The organism is Variovorax sp. PDC80, from assembly GCF_900115375.1.
Taxonomy (GTDB): domain Bacteria; phylum Pseudomonadota; class Gammaproteobacteria; order Burkholderiales; family Burkholderiaceae_C; genus Variovorax.
In genome coordinates this window covers 22,026-42,121 of sequence record NZ_FOWG01000006.1, presented here as the reverse complement: position 1 = coordinate 42,121, position 20,096 = coordinate 22,026, and the positions used below count along the sequence as shown (strand labels likewise).

The following is a 20,096-nucleotide window of genomic DNA, read 5'->3' as shown; positions in this document are numbered from 1 at the left end:
CGCGCCGCCGCTGTCAGAACGAGACGCTCTGGCGGCCCTTGAGCGCGAGCATCTCGCGCGCCTCGTCGGGCGTCGCGACCTCAAGGCCCAGGCCCTGCACCAGTTCGCAGGCCAGGCGCACCTGCTCGGCATTCGACGTGGCCAGCCGGCCGGGGCCGGCCCAGAGCGAGTCCTCGAGGCCGACGCGGATGTGCCCGCCCATCGCGACCGACATCGCGGCGATGCGCATCTGCGCGGCGCCCGCGCCGAGTACCGACCACTGGTACTGGTCGCCGAACAGCCGGTCAGCGGTGCGGCGCATGTGGACGACATCCTCGGGATGGCTGCCGATGCCGCCCAGGATGCCGAACACGGACTGGATCATCAGCGGCGGCTTGACCAGGCCGCGGTCCAGGAAGTGCTTGAGGTTGTAGAGGTGCGAGATGTCGTAGCACTCGAACTCGAAGCGGGTGCCGTTGTTCGCGCAGGTCTGCAGGATGTACTCGATGTCCTTGAAGGTGTTGCGGAACACCAGGTCGCGCGTGGCCTCCAGGTGAACCGGCTCCCAGTCGAAGCGGAACTTCGTGTAGCGATCGAGCAGGTGGAACAGCCCGAAGTTGGTCGACCCCATGTTGAGCGAGGCCAGCTCCGGCTTGAAGGTGAGCGCGGGCTTCACGCGCTCCTCGACCAACATGTAGGGACTGCCGCCCGAGGTGATGTTGATCACCGCGTCGGTCTGGCGGTTGATCGCGCTCAGGAAGCGCTCGAAGGCCTCGGGCGTCTGGTCGGGCTTGCCGGTCTCGGGATTGCGCGCATGCAGGTGCAGGATCGCGGCGCCGGCCCGCGCCGCGGCCAGGGCCTCGCGCGTGATCTCCTCGGGCGTGATCGGAAGATGCGGCGACATCGAGGGCGTGTGGATCGCGCCCGTCACCGCGCAGGTGATGATGACTTTGCGGCGGCTCATGCCGACGCTCCCGGTGTGCGAATCATCTGGCTCGTCTCCTTGGTTCTGCTCATGGGGACAAGCGTATCGGCGGGTGTGGCGCGGCGGAAATACCGTCTCGGCATGGTCGCCATGCCGGAACGCCCGCGCGATCCCGGAGCGCTACAGGAAGCCGATCGAGATCCAGGGCACGAGCGCGATCAGCAGCAGCCCGGCCAGCAGCGCGCCCATGTACGGCAGGATGGCCTTCATGCCGCGGTCCGGCGAAATGCGGCCGATGGCGCAGGCCGTGTAGTAGCCCACGCCGAACGGCGGCATGAACAGGCCGATGCCCATCGCCAGCACCACGACCATCGCGTAGTGCACCTCGTGCACGCCGATCTCCTTGGCGATCGGGAACATCAGCGGCCCGAACAGCACGATCGCGGGAATGCCCTCGAGCACCGAGCCCAGCAGCACGAACGCGACGATCGACAGCGCCAGGAAGGTGTAGTGCCCGCCCGGCACGCCGGCGAGCGCCGCCACCAGGTCGCGCGAGAAGCCCGACTGGGTCAATGCCCAGGCCATGGCCGTGGCGGCACCGATGATCAGCAGGATCGCGCCCGACAGCGCGGCGGTCTCGGCCAGCATCGCGCCGAGGCGGCGCCAGGGCAGGCCCTTGTTGATCACCCAACCCGCCACGAGTGCATAGACGATGCCCACGGTGGAGACTTCGGTGGCGGTGGTCACGCCCTCGACCACGGCGGCACGGATCAGGAACGGCAGCGCGAGCCCCGGCAACGCGAGCAGCAGCGTGCGGCGCACCGTGCGCCAATAGGCGGCCGAGCGCAGCAGGCCCGGCGCGGCATCGACGATGTCGTTGCGGCAATGGAACCCCACCACCACGGCCAGCGCGAGCGCCATCACCACCGCGGGCAGGATGCCGCCGGTGAACAGCGCGGCGATCGAGACGCCCGTGGCCGAGCCGATGGTGATCAGCACCAGGCTGGGCGGAATGGTCTCGGACATCGCGCCCGAGGACGACAGCAGCGCGACCAGGTCGCCCTCGTCCACGCCGCGCTTCTTCATTTCCGGGAAGAGCCCGGGCGCGATGGCCGCCATGTCGGCCGCCTTCGAGCCCGAGATGCCCGACACCAGGAACATCGCGCCGAGCAGCACGTACGAGAGGCCGCCGCGCACGTGGCCGATCAGCGCGGCCAGGAACGACACCAGGCTGCGCGCGATGCCCGTGGCCTCGATCAGGAGGCCCAGGAACACGAACAACGGCACCGACAGCAGGATCAGGTGGCTCATGCCCTCGTCCATGCGCGAGACCACCACGCTCAACGGCGTGGAAGTGGTGACCGCCAGGAAGGCCACGGTGGCCAGCGCGAACACGAAGCCGATCGGCGCGCCCGCGAACACGCCCGCGCCGACCAGCAGCACGAAGAACACCAGCAGCCGGTAGTTGCCGATCTCCATCAGCCACGGGCGCAGCAGCCACAGCGCCGCCGCGATGGCCGCCAGCAGCACGACCGCCCCCGCCACATGTGCCAGGCGTTCGCGCCGCAGCAGGGTGAGCAGCGCGAAGGCCAGCATCAGCACCAGCCCCGCCGGCATGGCGGCCGCGCGCCAGATGTTCGGCAGGTGCAGGGTCGGTGTGCTGATGAAGGCCTCGTCCTGCGCGTACTCGATCGCGGGCCAGGCCAGCGCCAGCAACACGGCCACGCAGACCATCACGGCGAGCGTCGCGAAGAAGCGCCGCTTCGGCTCGTCGAGCCCGTTGACGAGCGCCGCCATGCGCATGTGCTCGCCGCGGCAGAAGGCCAGCACCGCACCCAGCATCGCCAGCCACAGGAAGAGGATCGAGGCCAGCTCGTCCGACCAGGTCAGCGGCTGGCGGAACACGTAGCGCGACACGACGCCGCACAGCAGCAGCACGATCTCCGCGGCCACGAGGACGCAGGCCAGCACCTCGACGATGCGCACCGCGGTACGGGTCGCCCGCTGGAGCAAGCCCGAGTCCGCGGCCTCGGAAGCGTGCGACCGTTGTGCCGGCGGATCCACGGCGGCCGCATGCAGGGAGTTGGTGTTCATGGCACTGCCGATCTTTTTCTTGGGAAGGACGTGGGGCCCGGGTGCGGTCGCCGCGCCGGGATCAGAACCCGAACAGGTCGGGGGCCTCGAGATCGCTCCAGGCGGTGGGCCCGTCGGCCCAGGCCAGCAGCGTGCAGCCGAACTCCGAGCCGATGGCGACCTCGGTGCCGGGCTCCACGATCACGAAGTTGGCGGGGCCGGCGCGCCGGCCATCGATCGTCATCTCGCCGCCCAGCACGAAGAACTCGGTCAGCGCCGAGGTCTTGAAGACCGGCACGCGCGAGCGCGGCAGCATCGTGAGGCAGACGTGGCGATGGTTCACCGCGGCGCCGGGGCGGCCGTGCTGCGCGGGACGCCCGTAGTCGAAGATCATGCGGCGGGTGACACCGGCCGCGGCGGTCGGCACCGCCTGCACGCGCGCCACCTCGATGCTCAGCGTGGGCGTGAGTTCGGGCGCGGGATTGCCGAAGTCGCCATGGCGCGAACCATGGTGCAGCGTGTGCAGCGAGAAGTCCTGCGGATAGAGCACCGGCGCCTCGAGGCGGTTGACCATCGAGGTCTTGCAGTAGCACATGGCGTCGTGCGTCGAGCCCTCGAGGTTGATGCCGGTGACGCCTTCCTTGTAGGTGTCCCAGTGGTCGGTCAGCGAGCCGCCGAGCATGTAGCTGCTGGTGACGCCGGTGTGCTGGTGCAGGCCGCTGGCCACCAGCGCATCGAAGCCCAGCAGGCCCAGGAACTCGCCCTGGCCTTCGTTGCCGCGCACGAGCTTCTGGTGCAGGCCCGGCTTGCCGGCTTCGACCCAGGGCGCGGCAGCGACGTCGTGGATGTGGATCGTGGCATCGCGCAGTCGCGCCGGACGTTCGGCGACGGCGGTGTTCGAGGAGGGCAGCATGGTGGGTTTCCTTTATGGGATGGAGTGGATGGAAAGTCGGAATCAGGAGGCCTCGGAGGCCTCTCGCAGGCGCGCGGCGGCCAGCAGCCCGGCGGCCGTCATGCCGCCGTCGATGGCGATGACCTGGCCGGTGCAGTAGCCGCTGAGCTCGTCGTCGAGCAGGGTGGCGATGACGCTCGCCACCTGATGGGGCGTGCCGTAGCGCCGCTGGGGAATGCGCTCGAGCAGCGAGGCGCGCGTGGCGGGCGAATGCATGGTGGCCACCAGCGGTGTCTCGATCGCGCCCGGCGCGACCGCGTTCACGCGGATCGCGGCCTCGGCCAGCTCGACGGCCATCACCTTGGTCAGCGTGACGAGCCCGCCCTTGGAGGCGCCGTAGGCGCTGCGCCCCGCGTTGCCCACCAGGCCCGAGGCCGAGGCGATGTTGACGATGGCGCCGCCGCCCTGCGCGGCCATCCGGCGCGCCGCGGTGCGCGCGACGACGAAGGCGCCGACCAGGTTGACCTCCAGCACCTGGCGGAAGGTGCGCGTGGGCGTGTCGAGGAAGGGAATCTCCGCGCCGATGCCGGCCGACTGCACCAGGCCCGCGATGCGGCCGAAGCGCGCCTGCGCGCGTTCGAACATGCGCTCGACCTCGGCCTCGTCGGTGACGTCGCAGGGCATGAGGCAGGCGAGGTCCAGCGGCAGGTCCGCGCGGTCGCGCAGCGCATCGATGGCCCGAGCGTTGGCATCGGCCACGACCACGCGCTGCCCGCGTCGCCACAGCAGCTCGACGGTGGCCAGGCCGATGCCGGAAGCCCCGCCGGTCACGAGCGTGGCGCCTTTGGTTTTCGATTGATGGTCCATTATGTGTACCTACTTTGGGACTGGCTTGTTCGGGATTCTCCCGTCTCGCCGTAATGAAAGCATTATCTAGAATGAAATCGCGCTGCAGATTCGTGCAAACCATAGGTCCATTTTGTGGACCATTGAAGAGTGCCAAGGCGCACCACACAACGACCCACCCCCAACAGGAGACAGACATGAGTTCGATGACACGCAGAACGCTGCTGATCGGCGGCGCCGCGACCGCCGGCGCCACGCTGGTGTCGCTGCCGGCCCAGGCAGCGCCGGAGTTCACCTGCAAGTTCGCCAACAACCTGCCGCTGGCACATCCGCTCAACGTCCGCGCGAACGAGGCGGCGGCTCGCATCAAGGCCGACACCGGCGGGCGCGTGGAGCTGCAGGTGTTCCCGAACGGGCAGCTCGGCTCGGACACGGACATGCTCAGCCAGGTGCGCTCGGGCGCGATCGAGTTCATGACGCTGTCGGGCCTGATCCTCGCGACCCTGGTGCCCGCCGCATCGATCAGCGGCCTGGGCTTCGCCTTTCCCAACTACGACGCGGTCTGGTCGGCGATGGACGGCAGCCTCGGCACCTACGTGCGCGGCCAGATCGCCAAGTCCAACCTCGTGGCCATGGACAAGATCTGGGACAGCGGCTTTCGCCAGATCACGACCAGCACGCGCCCGATCGACAAGCCGGCCGACCTCAAGGGACTGAAGATCCGTCTCGCCTCGGCGCCGATCTTCATCTCGCTGTTCAAGAGCCTGGATGCGGCCACCACGCCGATCAACTTCAACGAGCTGTACTCGGCGCTGCAGACGAAGATCGTCGACGCGCAGGAGAACCCGCTGTCGATCCTATCGACCGCCAAGTTCTACGAGGTGCAGAAGTTCTGCTCGATCACCAACCATGCCTGGGACGGCTTCTGGTTCCTCGCCAACCGCCGCGCCTGGGAACGGCTGCCCGAATCGCTGCGTCCCATCGTCGCCAGGCACATCAACGAAGCCGCCATGGCGGAGCGCGCCGACCTCGCGCAGCTCAACAACAGCGTGCGCGCCGATCTCGCGGGCAAGGGGCTGAAGTTCAACGAGCCCGATGTCGCGCCGTTCCGCGATGCGCTGCGCGGTGCAGGTTTCTACGAGACCTGGAAGAAGAACTTCGGCGAGGAAGCCTGGGCGGCGCTCGAGAAATCGACGGGCAAGCTGAGCTGAGCACGCGCGAGAACGCCAATGACTCTGTCGTATCCTTTGCCGCATGAGTACCGCGCCCATCGAGGAGACCGAACTGACTGAATCGCGCACCGGCACCCAGGCGGTGGAGCGCGCGGTGCGCCTGCTGCAGGCCGTGGCCGCCTGCGGCGACGCGGGCGCGCGCCTCACCGACCTGGTGAGCGACCAGGGCCTCAGCAAGCCGACCGTGCGGCGCCTGCTGGCCGCCCTGATCGAGCAGAGGCTGCTGTCGCAGAACGAGACGACGCGCCGCTACTACCTCGGGCTCGAGCTCTTCAGCCTCGGCGCACTGGCCGGACAGCGCCTCAACCTGCGCCGCGCGAGCGTCGATGCGCTCGCGCGCCTGACCGACGAGACGCAGGACACGGTGTTCCTGTCGATCCCCGACGGCAGGGACTCGCTGTGCATCGCGCGCTACGAAGGCGAGTACCCGATCCGCACGCTCACGATGTCGGTGGGCGATCGCCGGCCGATGGGCGTCGGCGCGGGCAGCCTCGCGATCCTCAGCGCGATGTCCGATGCCGACGTCGACGAGGTGCTGCGTTCCAACGTCTCGCGCTACGTGCCCTACGCGCCCGAGATCTCGGTCGATCGGCTGCGCGAGAAGGTGCAGGCCACGCGCGCCGCCGGCGTGGCCTCTTCCACCTTCTTCCTGAGCGACGGCAAGGTCATGCCCGGCATGAATGCGATAGGCATCCCGATCGTGACCGAATTGGGCATCCCCATCGGCGCGGTGAGCGTGGCGGCGGTGCCCGAGCGGCTGGCCCCCGAGAGGCGGGCCGAGGTGGTGGCCTTCGCACGCAAGGCCGCGGCCGAGATCGCCAGGCTGGCTTCGCGGGACTGACGCGTCGCCCATGAAGATCAAGAGCCTCCAGTATTTCCTGCAGATCGCCGAGATCGGCAGCCTGACCCAGGCGGCGACGGTGCTCTACATCGCGCAACCTGCCTTGTCGCGCCAGATGCAGCAACTCGAGGACGAACTGGGGGTGACGCTGTTCAACCGTTCCGAGCGCGGCGTGACGCTGACGGACGCGGGCCGCCTGCTCAAGGCCAAGGCCACATCGCTGCTGCGCGACTTCGATTCGCTGAGCCAGGACATGCGCGACGCGTTCAACGAGCCCAGCGGCACCGTGACCGTCGCCATGCCGCCCTCGCTCTTCCACCTCGTGACCATGCCCGCGGTGCGCGAGTACCACCGGACCTATCCGAAGGTGTCGCTGCGGATGTTCGAGGCCATGAGCGCGGTCATGAATGCCTGGTCGATGGTGCAGGCCGGCAACGCCGACCTCGCGGTCGTGACCAACATCGAGCCGCTGGCCTCGCTCGAGAACGAGCCCTTCGTGACCGAGGCGCTGTGCCTCGTCGGCCCGCCGGAGGCGAAGCTCGCGATGAAGGCCCCGGTCGAGCTGTCGTTGCTTGCCTCGCTGCCGCTGGTGCTGACCAGCCGACCCAACAGCCTGCGGCTGATGATCGAGGCCGCGGCCGCCAAGGCCCGGCTGCCGCTGGACATCGTGATGGAGACCAACTCCTCGCGCGGACTGCTGGGTTCCGTGGAAGCGGGCCTCGGCTACACGGCCCTGCCCTACTCGGGCTGCTACCAGGCGCTGCTGCGCAAGCAGATCTCGGCCGCGCCGATCGCGGGCATGCAGGTCGCGTGGACGCTGATCCGCGCACGCACCCAGTCGCTGTCGACGGCCGCGGAGCGCATGCGCGAGCTGCTGATCGGCACCGCGAGGTCGCAGATCGAATCGGGGCTCTGGTTGACCGGGCAGCAGTAGCGGCGGCCGGCATGGTCTGGCGGGCGACGTCTCCACAAAATTGGACAGGGAGCGCCGAGATGGTTCGCCGAACCTGGATCGGCATCAGTCCTGCGCCAGCGTGACTTGGGCCATGACCGACCAATCGCGATCGCCAAGGCCCGCATCCACGGCTTGCCGCATGCGGCCATGGACGGCATCGAGCATCGGCAGTGCACGCGCGGCACCTGCCGCGGCTTCCCTGGCCAGGCGAAGGTCCTTGAGGCCAAGGCTTGCCTTGAAGCCCGGCGGGTACTCGTTCCGGACGATATTGCCCGAGTAGGTCTGGTAGGGACGACAGCCGAACAGCGTCCCCAGGATCAGTTCGAAGAAGCGCTCCCGCGCGAGTCCGTTCGTCTCGGTGAGAACCACGGCCTCCGCCATCGCCTCGATGGCCATCGTGATCATCATGTTGCAGGCGATCTTGGCCGCATAGGCCGTGGGCGGTTCCTCCCCCATGTCCCAGATCCGCTTGCCGATCGCTTCCAGCGCCGGCCTCGCTTTTTCCAGCGCGGCGGGCGCGCCGGCGGCGAGCACGTTGAGTTCGCCCTTCGCGGCGACGTCCGGGCGGCCCAGCACGGGCGCGGCCACGAAGGCGATTCCCGCCTTGCGATGGTGTTCGACCAGCTCTCGCGCGAACGCCACGGAGATCGTCGATGCGACCACATGCACCAGCCCGGGCCGAGCCCCGGACAGCAGATCGGCGTCCAGCAGGACGCCGCGGATCGCCGCATCGTCGGAGAGCATCGTCAGGGTCAGGTCCGCCTGCAAGGCCTGCGCCGGCGTCTCGACCATTCGCACCCCGTCGACATGCCCGCCCGAGCGATTCCAGGCGCTCACCGAATGGCCCGCGACGACCAGGTTGCGCGCTATTTCGCGGCCCATGGCCCCGAGGCCGACGATTCCGATTTCCATGTGACTCTCCTGACGGCTCGCAAGCAGGCTGCAGCTCGCGACGGCGTGTAGTCTCCGGGAGTTCATCATCGTTCGGCAACTGAATATGATGAACGACAGCCGTTCATTTTTGTGGGTGCCGGACATGGAATGGAGCGACGTCAGAATCTTCCTCGCGGTCGCGCGCACAGGCACGCTCGGCGCGGCCGCGCGCCTGCTGCACCTGAGCCATCCGACGGTCGGGCGGCGGCTTCGCGCGCTGGAGGAGGCTACAGGGCAGATGCTCTTCCAGCGCACGACCGACGGTTTCGTGCTGACCGAGGAAGGCACGGCGATCCTGCCGCTCGCGGAGCAGATGGAAGACAGCGCGCTGACCATGGCGCGGCAGCTGGACGGCAAGCAACGCACGCTGGACGGAACGCTGCGGGTGTCGTCGGCCGACTGGTTCGGCGCCTACGTCCTGCCGCCGGTGGTCGCCGAGTACTCGCGTGAATATCCCCGCGTCGACATCGAGGTCCTCACGGGAACGCGCCTGTTCGACCTGGCGCAGCGCGAGGCCGATGTCGCTTTCCGCATCGTCCCCTTCGAGGGGCTGGACATCGTGCAAAAGCGGCTGCTTCGGATGCGATACGGTGCCTACGTGGCGATCGCCGGCACCGACCCGGTCGAGGGCGACGGCACGGGCAGCCGGCTGATCGCGATGGACACGTCCACCGGTGCATTTCCCGACATCGACTGGCTCAAGAAGTGCTTCCCGAATGCCAGCGTCGTGCTGCAGTCGAACAACCGCAATGTCCAGGCGCAGATGTGCGCGAGAGGCATCGGCATCGCCGTGCTGCCGCGCCCCGTCGGAGACCAGAACAGCGCCATCCGCCGGCTGGACCTGGGCGACGACCCGCCGCACCGGGACATCTGGGTGGGCTACCACCGCGATCTCAGGCGGCTGCAACGCCTGCGCGCCTTCGTGGACCTCGCCACCGCGCACCTCGCCAACGCCTCATTCGACGCCTCGAGGCCCTGAAGCGCCAGTGTTGTGGACTTTTTCACACTTCGCAGGCGTGCCTGCGAACTGGACACATCCAGGTCCGAGGTGCTCGGCGTAATTCAGGTAATGAAAAAGACTGATGTTCTGGCCACTTCCATGGCAATGGCGAGGGATGGACTGGCCCTCAACCCCTCCGATGCGTTCGAGTTCATCGCGGAGCTCGTCGCCGAAGAGAACCCGGCCTGGGATTCCTACGATCGAAAGGTGGAGCGCCTGCTCAAGCTGGGCGCCTGCATCTGGAGCCTGCGGCGCGACCTGGTCGCGCGCTAGTCCGCTGAACCTCGGCTCGAATGGACTATCCGGGAGCCGCGCCGCCCGGCGTCGAAGGGGTCGCGGCGCCTGAAGTCCACAGGTCCATGAACCGCCGATTCGCCTCGAGCTTGAGTTCGGCCAGCTCGTTGAGCGCGCTCAGCGGGGCCTCGGGGCCGAGCTCGCGCAAGGTGTCGTGAAGGGCGGTCTCGGACGCAGCCCATGCAGCGTAGAGATCCTCGTCGAATCGCGCCATCGTGGTCTCCTTTGCATTCGTGCGCGCGGCGTGCGAGCGCACGTCGACTGCCTCGCAATGCTAAAGCGCTACACGCGGGATCTCCTCCGCGGACTTGCGGTTTCGACTCCTCCAAAAGGAGGATGCGCCGGCGCGCTTGCGCCGCTCGACTCACCCGCTACGGCTTCAGCGCGGCGATTGCGCGCGAGCGCGCGGCGAGGTCCCCAGCACGCGCTTGTACGCACGCGCCAGGATCGCGCCCGTCGAATACCCGACCCGGTCGGCCGCTTCGTCGAGCGACATCCGCTGCTCGCGCAGCAGGCGTGCCGCCGATTGCACGCGCCAGCGGGCGAGGTAGCCCATGGGCGGAACGCCGGTGTGTTGCTGGAACCGGGTCGCGAAGGTGGTCCTCGCCATGTGGCACAGGCCGGCGAGCGATTCCATCGTCCATTGCTGCTCCGGCCGTGTGTGTATGGCATGCAGGGCGGGAAGCAGCCGGGCGTCGCTGCGCGCTGCGGCCGGTGCGGGTTCGTCGTGGCGCTCATGGTGCTCATGGCCCAGTTGCTGGAGCACGACGTGCCGGATCAGCGCATTGACGGCTTCCGTCATGCCCACGCCACGGCCGCCTTCGGGGACGTTGGACAGCCAATGCAGCAGGTCGATCATCGGCGCGAGCCAGGGCAATTCATCGTTGCGCCGCCGCAGATGGACCACTTCGGGCAGCCGCGCCAGCAGCGGTTCCGCCTGCAGGCGTTCGCTCCAGAAGAAGCTGCCGCTGACCACCGTGGCCGGCTCCCGATCCTCGCGGGCCGTGCCGCCAGTGGCGGCCTCCAGGTCGACGGCGTAGGTCAGGCCTTCGCGCGCGGATCGATGCGCGACGATGGAAGCGAAGGGCAATGGCGCCGCATGTGGCGTGTCGAACAGGCGGTGGGCTCCGCCGCGGGGAAGAAACAGCAGGTCGCCATGTTCCACCTGGAGCGGCGCCCCACCCTGCATGCGGAACTGGCAGGGCCGGCCTGCAAAGGCGTACAGCGGCGCGCGCCGGCGGCCCTCGATGCCGACCGCGAAGCCTGTCCCCAGGCGAGCCTGGAAGTGAAGGATCGGGTCGAAGCGCCAGGACTCGACGCATGCGTGATAGCTCGCGGCAGCCTGCCGCAAGGGTTGCTGGTTCATCGGGGAGTGGTCGTCGTTGCAATGAAATGGATGCCCATCGCCGCTTCGGGCATCCGCACTCTATGAAAGCGCACGGCGCCAGGGAATTTCGATTTTTGTGATACCGTTTTTGAATGACCAGGCCCATCAGCGTGCGGCAGCTCCAGTGCTTTCTCGCCGTGGCGCAGGAGCGCAGCTTCCGGCGCGCCGCCGAGCGGCTGTCCATCACGCAGCCGCCCTTGTCGCGCCAGATCGCGGAGCTGGAAACGGCACTCGGCGTTCGCCTCTTCGACCGCAACACGCATGGCGTGCGGCTGACGCCGGTGGGCGAAGTGGCGCTGCGCCGCTTCTCCTCGCTCATGGGAGAGTTCGACGCGGCGGTCGCGGACGTGGCGCAGGCCTCCCATCAACTGCCGCGCCTGCGGCTGGGCGTGCTGAACTGGGTGCAACTGGACGGCCTCGCGGCCATGGAACACAGCCTGGTCGAGGGCGGCCATGCCAGCGGTGTGGACGCGCGCACCACGACGACCATCGCCGCGATGTCGGCGCTGCGCAAGAACGACCTGGACGCCGCCATCGTTCTCTGGCCTGCCTCGATGCATCGCCTGCGCGGCGACCTGGTCGGCGAGGTGCCCCTGATGGCCTTCGTGCCCGCCACGTCGGCGCTCGCGCGCAAGCGCGCCATCCCCGTGCGCGAACTGCAGGCGCTGCCGCCCTTCTTTCGCTTCGCTCGCGCCGAGAACTCGCGCATGTACGACGAGTTCACGCGGCAATACGCCTCGCATGGCTTCGTCCCCTCGCAGGAGGCGGGAGGCCCCGATGCACTGCACGTGTTCGCGCAGATCGGATCGGGACGCGGATGCACCTGCCTGCCCGCGCCGTTCTCGCTGCACCGCTATGCCGGCGTGCAACCCCGGCCTCTGCGCGAGCGGATCATGGTTCCGCTCGTGCTGTTGACGTCCCTGCGCCTCGCCCAGGAATACCACGACATCCTGGCGGCCATGGCGACCGACATGCTGCGAGCCGCGCGGCCGGCATCTCGGTGATGCCTCAGTTGCCCACCTTGTCGTCGAAGGCCGGCGAGACCTGCATCGCGCCCCACTGGAACTTGAGGCTCATCCCGTTGTTCGACGGTTCCTGCCTGTCGGTCACGCCCGCGGCGGCATCGAGCCGGGGGTCGAGCGCGATGTAGGAGGCATAGGGGAAGCGCTCTTCGTGCGGCCAGTTGGGGCTGCCGTCATAGAAATAGTCCGAGAGCTGCAACCAGACCTGCAGTTCGCTCTGCGTGACCCGGTCCCTGTCCTGCAGGGTCATCTTCGACTTGCCGAAGGTGCCCGCGATGTGCAGGCGCTTCTGCACCGCGTCGAGGCGGGCATAGACCGCATCCGAGAAGGGCTTCAGCACGTCGAAGTCGACGAAGGGCCGCATCGCGAGCGCGCCCGATCCCGAGTGCGCCAGCACGACCTCGTCGCCCTGCACGCACCTGCCGCTCGCCGCCCACTGACCCTGGGTGTCGTCGGCGGGAACGATCACGAGGTTGTTGTTCTTCAACGGGCCATCGACCTCCTCGCGCCGCGCCTGCATGTCGGCGCGCAGGTGCAGGTCGACGTTCACGTCGGCCAGGAAGGTGGCGCCCGCGCAGCTCTTGTCGACCCGCTTGCTCTGGTAGGTGACGCGGCCCTGCCAGGAGCCGAGCTGGCGCGGATTGCTGCGCAGCTCCCTGGCCGTCACCACGACCGCGCCGTGCGTCGCGTTGCCCAGCACCGCCTTGATCTGCGTCGGTGCCCACGTCGCGTTGACCGGCACACCGCCCACGCTCACCGTGCCCGGTTCGTCGCCGAAATCGCCGTGCACCACCAGCAGGTTGCCGGCCTTCATCTCGAGGTGCGTGATCACCGGCGCCAGCTTCGTGAAGAGATCGCCATCGACACGGATGAAGGCATCGGGCGTGATGTGGCCGTCGTCGTCCTCCACGCCGGGTGCCGACAGCAGGCCGCGCTTCTGCAGATAGGCCATCACGTCCTTGAAGACGAAGGAGCGGTTCGGCACGGACACGGGCTCGTACTGGTTGACGCCGGCCATGCGGTCGACGAGCAGGCCGATGGCGGGATAGCCGTTGGGATTGGAGCTGCCGTCCCAGCCCACGATCGAACCCGCGCCGCTCGCCTTCAATGCGCTGCGGAAGTTCGCCGACTCGGCATTGCCGCTGTTGCACGAGTAGGTGATGACCAGCGCATTCGGCGCGAACTTCAGATAGCGGCGCACGAACTTGTCGGTGAACGAGAGCTTCGGCGGATTGCCCTTGCCCATCGCCTGCCAGATCGTCCGCTCGCGGTGGTAGATGAGGTTGCCTTCCTCGAGGTCCTTGCGGTGGACCACGTCGTTCACCACTGTCGCGAAGTCGTCCAGCATCACGGCGAACTCCTTCTGCGCACCGGGCCCGTACATGGCCGAGTGCGAGTTGAAGTACAGGAAGCCGACATCGCCCACGGCCTTGACGTTCGCCACCGTCATCGCCTGGCGCGTCACGCTGTAGCCGCGCTCGGTCAGCGCCTTCTTCATCGAACGCACCAGCGGCTCGCCGAAGCGGAATTCGTTGGGATTGGGCGCGGGCGCGCCGGAATGGACGAGCAGCACGGCCTTCGTGCTGCCCGGGATGGCGCGCACGATCGACGGCACCGGGGTCGCGGCGAGAGCGCCGGCGGAACGCAGACCGGTGCGTTCCGCGTCCTCCTCGTCGGGCGCGGGCTCCGGTTCGGGCTGGTTCTTCGGCACGCGCCAGTTGTCGGAGAACAGGTAGTAGCGCCCGTCCTTGAAGCGGGCCCAGAGGCTCGCGTCGCCGACGCCGGCATCGTCGAACTCGGCTTGCGCGACAGTCCATGCGCGCAGCGCTTCCCACTGCTCGGGCGTGGCGTTCTTCCGCCCGCCGGTGATGGTTTCGAACTGGTCCGCGAGACGATCCATCGCATTCAGGCGGGCCACGCTGGCGGCCTCGCCTTCGGTCGGTGGCGGCGCGTCACCGCCCCCCGAGGGATCGCCGCCCGATGGAATTCCGCCGGGAAAGAAACCGTTGCCGCCGCTGCCGCCGCCACCGCAAGCGCCCAACGTCACGGCAAGGCACAGGAACGCGGCGAAGAGGAAACGCCGCACGCAAAAAGATCGTTGCATAGACTCAATCGAGGGGGAAAGAACGCTCCGCCCCGGCGCGCTCGCGGGGCGAAAAAGAAGGAAGAGATTCTTCGCGCGCCCCTGCGGATCGACCACAGCCCACGCGCGCGAAAACAGAGCCGAGCGTTCGCGAAGAACGCCGTGGGCGCCTCGATTTACCTGTTTTCGGGGATTGGTTCTCCAGGCCTAGCTCCCTAGCATCGCGCGTTTTCCTGACCATGCCCGGGCTCGCCACGTCGTGCCACCGGGCCCATCGCTTCATGCAGCAGCACACGCCCGTCCCCATTTCGCCAATCCGTTTCGCCGACTCGTTCCGGGCCGTTGCACGCAGGAGCTGCGCACTGCTGGTGCTGCTGCTGGCCGCCTGCGGCGGCGGTGGAGGCGGCAATGGCGGTGCCGTGTTCGCATTGCCGCCGATCGGCTCCACGACGACGCCGGCGGAACCCTCCCCGCCGAGCACGTCCCAGCCCGAAACGCCACCGCCGGAGACGCCCTCGCCGCTCACCATCGGCGGCACCGTCACCGGGTTGAAGGGCAGCGGGCTCGTGCTGGTGAACAACGGCGGCGATGCGCTTGCTGTGTCGGCCGATGGCGCCTTCACCTTCACCTTCGCCACCGCGCTCGCGCGAGGCGCGTCCTATGCGGTGACCGTGCAATCCCAGCCCGGCGGGCCTTCCCAGGTCTGCACGGTGAATGCGGGCATGGGCACCGTGGCCGACACGGCGGTGACGGGGGTGAAGGTGATGTGCGCCACCCGGTCCTACGCAGTGGGTGGCACGGTCATCGGACTGGCCGGCACGGGCCTGGTGCTGCAGAACAATGCGGCGGACGACCTGCCCGTCGCGGCCAACGGCGGCTTCGTGTTTCCCGTGGCGGTGGCCAGCGGCGCCGCCTATGCGGTGACCGTGAAGACGCAGCCCGGCGGTCCCACCCAGCTGTGCTCGGTGGCGCAGGGCAGCGGCACCATCGGCGCGGACGACGTGGCGTCGGTGCAGGTGGCCTGCGCCACCCGGACCCGCGCGGTGAACGTCACCGTGAGCGGTCTCGATGGACAAGGGCTGGTGCTGCAGAACAACTCGGGCGACGACCTGGCCGTCGACGCCAATGGCAAGCGCCAGTTCGCGACCCACGTGGCGGAGGGAAGCAGCTATGCCGTGACGGTGAAGTCCCAGCCGCGCATGTACACCCAGTTCTGCACCGTCGGCCAGGGCAGCGGCACGACCGGCGCGGCGGACGTCGACGATGTGAGCGTGGCCTGCGCCACCCCCGCGACGAAAAGCGTCTACGTGTCCTCCGTGCTCGGCGGCAGCCTTTCCACGCTCACGCGCTACAGCGGCGCGGACCTGAGCGGGGAGGCGTTGTCGATCGTGCCCACCATCTTCACATCGCTCGTGGCCGATCCGAAAGGGCGCTACGTCTACGGCAGCGGCGACAGTGGCAGGATCTACGCGATCCAGGAAGGCGATGTATCCGATTCGGTCAGCTTCGCCGTCCAGGAAGTCGGAACGCCGACGCTGGGCATGCACCCCGGCGGCGCGTACCTCTACGCCGCCAGCTCCGCCGGATGGGTGAGCACCTATGCCGTGTCCCCGGCAAGCCCCACGACACTCAAGCAGCTCGCGCTGCGGCCCATCGGTTCCAACGGCACATCGGCATGGTCGATGGCGGTCGACCCGCTGGGACGCTTCGTCTTCGTCAATGTCCAGGACAGGGGCCTGGCGACCCTGCCGATCCTGGCGGACGGCACGCTGGGCAACGTTGCCTACCAGGGAGTGTCCGACGTCGTGTCGATCGCGGTGCATCCCTCCGGCGCCTATCTCTACGCTCTAGCTGCGGATGGCTTCCTGCGTACCTTCTCGATCGACGCGTCGACGGGGGCCTTGAAGCAGACGGCGTTGACCCTGGCCATGGAGAGCTTCGAAGCCACATTGGCCTCCCTGGCCATCGACGGAAGGGGACGCATGCTCAGCCTGGTCGACACGACCAACGACGTGCAGCAGACGCGCGCGATCACCGACACGACCACCGGCACACTGGGAGCCCCGTTTGCGATCCGGGGGCTGCGCGGCCCCATCGCCACGGCCTTCGATCCTTCGCGCGAGGGCGTGAACTATCTCGTGGATTCTTCCAATCTCTACCGCCGCACCATCGACCCCATCGCGGCCAGCTACACCCACACATCGACCGTTCCCCTCGCACCGACGATCAAGGCCATGGTGCTGCTCAATCGCTGAGGGTCTGGCGCAGTGATGCCGCGGGCGAATCCCCGGCGCTCGACGTCAGGAAGTCGAGGAACGCCCGCAGCGCCGCGCTCTTGTGGTCGCGGTGCGCGTAGGTCGCATAGAGCCAGATCGTCTGCGGCATCGCATCTTTCAGCACGGGCACCAAGGCCCCCGACCCCAGGTGCGCGCGCGCCAGCACCTCGGGCACGCAGGTGACGCCGAGCCCTTTCACCGCCAGCGCGATCAGCGGCGCGGCATCGTCCGCATCGAGGCGGCTGCGCACGGGCACGTAGTGGGTCTTGCCGTCGACCAGGAAGGGCAGCCGCGATGAGGCGTCCCACAGCGAATAGGTCAGCACGTCGTGCAGGGCCAGGTCCTCGGGCTTCGACGGCATGCCCCTGCGCGCCCAGTAGCGCGGCGACGCGCAGAGCACCAGCGGCACCGGCCGAAGCTTGCGCACCACGACGTCCCGGGCCTCGATGGGCCCGATGCGCAAGGCGACATCGATGCCGCCCATCACCAGATCGTCGTCGCGATTGCTCAGATGGATGCTCACGTGCACGTCGGGGTGGTCGGCGATGAAGTCCTCGATCTGCCAACCCAGCTGGCTCAGCGACAGGCCGTGCGGCGCCGCGACCCGCAGCCGCCCGCGCGGATGCGCCGCGAAGTCCGACAACTCGGTGCTCAGCTCCTGCAGCAGGCCGAACAGCGGCACCAGCCGCCGCGCGAGCGTCTGGCCGGCATCGGTCGGCGTGACCGAACGCGTCGAACGATTCAGCAGCCGCACGCCCACGCCCTTCTCGAGCTGGGCCACGATCTTGGTGACGCTGGCCTTCGAGATGCCCAATGCGACAGCCGCGCGCGTGAAGCTCTTGCGGGCGACGACTTCGCCGAAGACCTTGAGCTGCTGCAGGTCCTCCATGGCCTAGGGCGCCGCCTTTGCGAGCCGGTCCTGTCCTTCGCCTTCCCAGCCGCCCCCGAGCGCCATGAACACGGCGAACTGGCCGTCCGCGAGTTGGGCTTCCGATGCCGCCAGCGCGGCCTCGCTGGCCGCCAGCGTGCGCAGGGCGTCGAGCGCGTCGAGTTGCGCGGTCTTGCCGTTGACGTAGAGCGCGCGTGCCTGCGCCGCGACCACGGCACTCTGGTCGCGCGCGGCCGCGAGCGCGGCATGCCGGTCCAGTTCGCGCGCATAGGACTCGAGCGCGGTCTCGACCTCGCGCAGCGCCGTGAGCACGGTGGCATCGAAGCGGGCTGCCGCCTGCCGCGTAGCGGCCTCGGCCTGCGCGATGCGCGCGCGGGCCACGCCGTTGGTGGGCAGCGTCCAGCTGATCAGCGGGCCCAGGCTGTAGCTGAACGACTCGCGGTTGCCGAACCGGTCCATGAAGCCGGCCGAGCTGGCCGACAGGCCCAGCACGACCTTGGGGTAGAGCTCGGCCGTCGCCACGCCGATGCGGGCGGTGGCGGCCGCGAGGCTGCGCTCGGCCTGGCGCACGTCGGGCCGGCGACGCAACAGGGTTGCACCATCGCCCACGGGCAGCGGACCGGCCACGCGCGGGGGGCTGTCGCATGCGGCCACCTGGGCCGGAAAGTCGCGCGGGGCCTCGCCAGTCAGTGTGGCCAGGCGGTACAGCGCGTTCTGGCGCTGCGCCTGCAGCGGTGGCAGCGAGGCGCGCAGCAGCTCGAGCTGGCCGCGTGCACGCGCGGTGTCGATGGCCCCCACCCTGCCGGCCTGCTGCAGCCGTTGCGCGAGCCGTACGGCCTCTTCCTGCAGCCGCACCGACTCGTGGGCGCTGCGCAAACGCAAGCCGGTGGCGCAGGCCTCGGCATAGGCCCTGGCGGTGCCGCCGGCGACGTTGACGCGCACCAGGTCGACGGCGGCTTGCGCCGCGCCGCTGCCGGCCTCGGCCGCCTCGACGGCGCGGCGCAACTGGCCGAACAGGTCGAGCTGGTAGGACAGGTTCGCGCTCGCGCCATAGGTGAAGCGGCTCGGCGGTTCGTAGTCCTTCTGCACGAGCGTGAGCCCCGAGACATGGCCGAAGCCGGGGCCGCCGCTCAGGGCCAGCGTCGGGCGCTCCGGCCCGCGCACCTCGGCCTCGAGCGCCTGGTCGCGCTCGAAGCTGGCGATGGCCTGCCGCAGGTCGGCGTTGTGCGCGAAGGCTCGGGCGATCAGCGCGTCCAGCTGCGGGTCCTGGTACAGATGCCACCAGTTCGGCGGCAGGGCCGCGTCCGCCGCGTTGCCTTCGGCCGACAGGAACGGTCCCGCGGAGGCCGCCTGCGCGGGCGAGAGCGCGGCCGGCGCCACATAGTCGGGGCCGACGGGCGAGTGGGCACAACCGGCCAGCAACACACCCGCCGCGGCGGCGACCAGAAGTCGATGCAGGCGGCTCATCCAGGAAGCTCCGAGCGGCGCGCGACGGCCGCTGCCTCCCGCGCCGCCGACGCCCCGAGCACCTGCACCGTGACCGTCTGGCCCGTGACCAGCCGCGTGCCCGCCGGTATCGCGTCCAGCTTCACGCGCACGGGCACGCGCTGTGCGAGCCGCACCCAGTTGAAGGTCGGGTTCACGCTGGGAAGCAGGTTGGCGCCGGTGCTGCGATCGCGATCGGCGATGCCGGCCGCGATGCTCTCCACGGTGCCTTCGAGCGCATCGGCGTCCATGGGCGTCACGCGCACCCGGTCGCCCAGGTGGATGCGCGGCAGCTTGTTCTCCTCGAAATAGCCCTCGACGTAGACCGACCCCGCATCCACCAAAGCCATCACCGGATGACCGGCGCTCGCGTAGGCACCTTGCCGCAGGTCGAGGTTGGTCACGAGACCGTCGGCGGGGGCATGCACCTGCGTGCGGCGCAGGTTCAGCCGCGCGGTGTCCAGCGCGACCTGTGCCTGCCGCAACGCCACCTCGGCCGCGCGCAGCGTGCCGTTCGCCTGGTCAAGCCGCGCGCGCGACTGCTCGCGAAGCTCCTGCGAGACCAGCTCGCCCAGGCCCGCGTTGCGGTTGTTCTCGCGCTGTGCCTGCGCGATGAAGATGCGCTGGTTGTCGAGCGCGACGGCCTGCGCGGCGACGGCGGCCTCGGCCTGCTGCACGGCCAGTTCGAAACGGGCCTTGTCCAGCGAGAACAGCGGCGCGCCGGCGGCGACGAACTGGTTGTCGCGCACCGCGACATCGGTCACCAGGCCGGACACGTCGGGCGCGACCTGCACGATCTCGGCGCGCACGCGTCCGTTGCGGGTCCAGGGGGCCAGCTCGTAGTGGTCCCACAGTTGCCAGGCGGCCCAGCAGGCCGCCGCGACGACCGCCAGGGTGACGAGCAGGCGGATGCCGCGGCGAGCCCAGGCGGGAAAGGGAATGGCGTCAGGTTTCATGGAGAAGGAATGCAATGCGAAGCGCGGG

At 69.0% G+C, this 20,096-nt stretch carries 18 protein-coding genes; 7 read left to right on the top strand and 11 right to left on the bottom strand.

Annotation, left to right across the window (positions count from 1 at the left end; translation table 11 throughout):
- Positions 1–13: 13 nt before the first annotated feature.
- The 4 genes from BM109_RS18180 to BM109_RS18165 form a co-directional block, all read right to left on the bottom strand.
- Positions 14–943, bottom strand: coding sequence for a 3,5-dioxohexanoate:acetyl-CoA acetone transferase (locus BM109_RS18180; protein ID WP_093345194.1), 930 nt, complete (start codon positions 941–943; stop codon positions 14–16).
- Positions 944–1,084: 141 nt separating this feature from the next.
- The gene (locus BM109_RS18175) at positions 1,085–2,998 is read right to left on the bottom strand and encodes a TRAP transporter large permease (RefSeq protein WP_093345191.1); all 1,914 of its coding nucleotides are present in this window, start codon (positions 2,996–2,998) and stop codon (positions 1,085–1,087) included.
- Between the two features lie 61 nt (positions 2,999–3,059).
- On the bottom strand, positions 3,060–3,890 hold the full coding sequence (locus BM109_RS18170; protein WP_093345189.1) for a cupin domain-containing protein: 831 nt from the start codon (positions 3,888–3,890) through the stop codon (positions 3,060–3,062).
- A gap of 42 nt (positions 3,891–3,932) precedes the next feature.
- Positions 3,933–4,736, bottom strand: a complete 804-nt coding sequence (locus BM109_RS18165) for an SDR family NAD(P)-dependent oxidoreductase (protein ID WP_093345186.1) — start codon at positions 4,734–4,736, stop codon at positions 3,933–3,935.
- Positions 4,737–4,912: 176 nt separating this feature from the next.
- Here BM109_RS18165 and BM109_RS18160 point away from each other — a divergent pair, with 176 nt between their 5' ends.
- The 3 genes from BM109_RS18160 to BM109_RS18150 are packed head-to-tail and all read left to right on the top strand — an operon-like array spanning position 4,913 to position 7,722.
- Entirely contained in the window at positions 4,913–5,926 is a 1,014-nt protein-coding gene (locus BM109_RS18160; RefSeq protein WP_093345183.1) for a TRAP transporter substrate-binding protein, read from the top strand.
- A 43-nt stretch (positions 5,927–5,969) separates the two neighbouring features.
- A complete protein-coding gene (locus BM109_RS18155) occupies positions 5,970–6,788 on the top strand; it encodes an IclR family transcriptional regulator (RefSeq protein ID WP_093345181.1) in 819 nt (272 codons plus the stop codon).
- 10 nt (positions 6,789–6,798) lie between these two features.
- On the top strand, positions 6,799–7,722 hold the full coding sequence (locus tag BM109_RS18150) for a LysR family transcriptional regulator (RefSeq protein WP_093345178.1): 924 nt from the start codon (positions 6,799–6,801) through the stop codon (positions 7,720–7,722).
- Positions 7,723–7,806: 84 nt separating this feature from the next.
- Here BM109_RS18150 and BM109_RS18145 read toward each other — a convergent pair whose 3' ends face one another.
- Positions 7,807–8,655 (bottom strand): NAD(P)-dependent oxidoreductase, encoded by an 849-nt coding sequence (locus tag BM109_RS18145; protein WP_093345176.1) that lies wholly within the window; start codon positions 8,653–8,655, stop codon positions 7,807–7,809.
- Between the two features lie 124 nt (positions 8,656–8,779).
- Between BM109_RS18145 and BM109_RS18140 the strand changes: the two genes are divergently transcribed.
- Together BM109_RS18140 and BM109_RS18135 are read left to right on the top strand one after the other, a co-directional pair.
- Complete coding sequence (locus BM109_RS18140) at positions 8,780–9,655, top strand: LysR family transcriptional regulator (RefSeq protein ID WP_093345174.1); 876 nt, start codon at positions 8,780–8,782, stop codon at positions 9,653–9,655.
- A 120-nt stretch (positions 9,656–9,775) separates the two neighbouring features.
- Complete coding sequence (locus BM109_RS18135) at positions 9,776–9,949, top strand: hypothetical protein (protein ID WP_256222638.1); 174 nt, start codon at positions 9,776–9,778, stop codon at positions 9,947–9,949.
- Between the two features lie 25 nt (positions 9,950–9,974).
- Here the strand turns inward: BM109_RS18135 and BM109_RS18130 are convergent, their stop codons facing one another.
- Together BM109_RS18130 and BM109_RS18125 are read right to left on the bottom strand one after the other, a co-directional pair.
- Positions 9,975–10,184, bottom strand: coding sequence for a hypothetical protein (locus BM109_RS18130; RefSeq protein WP_143129193.1), 210 nt, complete (start codon positions 10,182–10,184; stop codon positions 9,975–9,977).
- Between the two features lie 165 nt (positions 10,185–10,349).
- Positions 10,350–11,336, bottom strand: coding sequence for an AraC family transcriptional regulator (locus BM109_RS18125; protein WP_093345168.1), 987 nt, complete (start codon positions 11,334–11,336; stop codon positions 10,350–10,352).
- A 113-nt stretch (positions 11,337–11,449) separates the two neighbouring features.
- Between BM109_RS18125 and BM109_RS18120 the strand changes: the two genes are divergently transcribed.
- Positions 11,450–12,361 (top strand): LysR family transcriptional regulator, encoded by a 912-nt coding sequence (locus BM109_RS18120; RefSeq protein WP_093345166.1) that lies wholly within the window; start codon positions 11,450–11,452, stop codon positions 12,359–12,361.
- 4 nt (positions 12,362–12,365) lie between these two features.
- On the opposite strand, the gene BM109_RS18115 is transcribed toward BM109_RS18120, so the two are convergent.
- Complete coding sequence (locus tag BM109_RS18115) at positions 12,366–14,279, bottom strand: hypothetical protein (RefSeq protein ID WP_143129192.1); 1,914 nt, start codon at positions 14,277–14,279, stop codon at positions 12,366–12,368.
- Positions 14,280–14,743: 464 nt separating this feature from the next.
- Here BM109_RS18115 and BM109_RS18110 point away from each other — a divergent pair, with 464 nt between their 5' ends.
- Positions 14,744–16,717 carry a lactonase family protein gene (locus BM109_RS18110; RefSeq protein WP_177239379.1) on the top strand — a complete coding sequence of 658 codons (1,974 nt, stop codon included), beginning with the start codon at positions 14,744–14,746 and terminating at the stop codon, positions 16,715–16,717.
- Here BM109_RS18110 and BM109_RS18105 read toward each other — a convergent pair.
- Genes BM109_RS18105 through BM109_RS18095 form a run of 3 tightly spaced genes read right to left on the bottom strand, consistent with a single transcriptional unit; the run spans position 16,707 to position 20,068 of the window.
- On the bottom strand, positions 16,707–17,627 hold the full coding sequence (locus BM109_RS18105) for a LysR family transcriptional regulator (RefSeq protein ID WP_093345159.1): 921 nt from the start codon (positions 17,625–17,627) through the stop codon (positions 16,707–16,709). The two genes, BM109_RS18110 and BM109_RS18105, sit on opposite strands and share 11 nt — an antisense overlap.
- A 3-nt stretch (positions 17,628–17,630) precedes the next feature.
- Positions 17,631–19,094, bottom strand: a complete 1,464-nt coding sequence (locus tag BM109_RS18100) for an efflux transporter outer membrane subunit (RefSeq protein ID WP_093345156.1) — start codon at positions 19,092–19,094, stop codon at positions 17,631–17,633.
- Positions 19,091–20,068, bottom strand: coding sequence for an efflux RND transporter periplasmic adaptor subunit (locus BM109_RS18095; protein ID WP_093345154.1), 978 nt, complete (start codon positions 20,066–20,068; stop codon positions 19,091–19,093). The genes BM109_RS18100 and BM109_RS18095 overlap by 4 nt, the downstream gene beginning before the upstream one ends.
- Between the last annotated feature and the right edge of the window lie 28 nt (positions 20,069–20,096).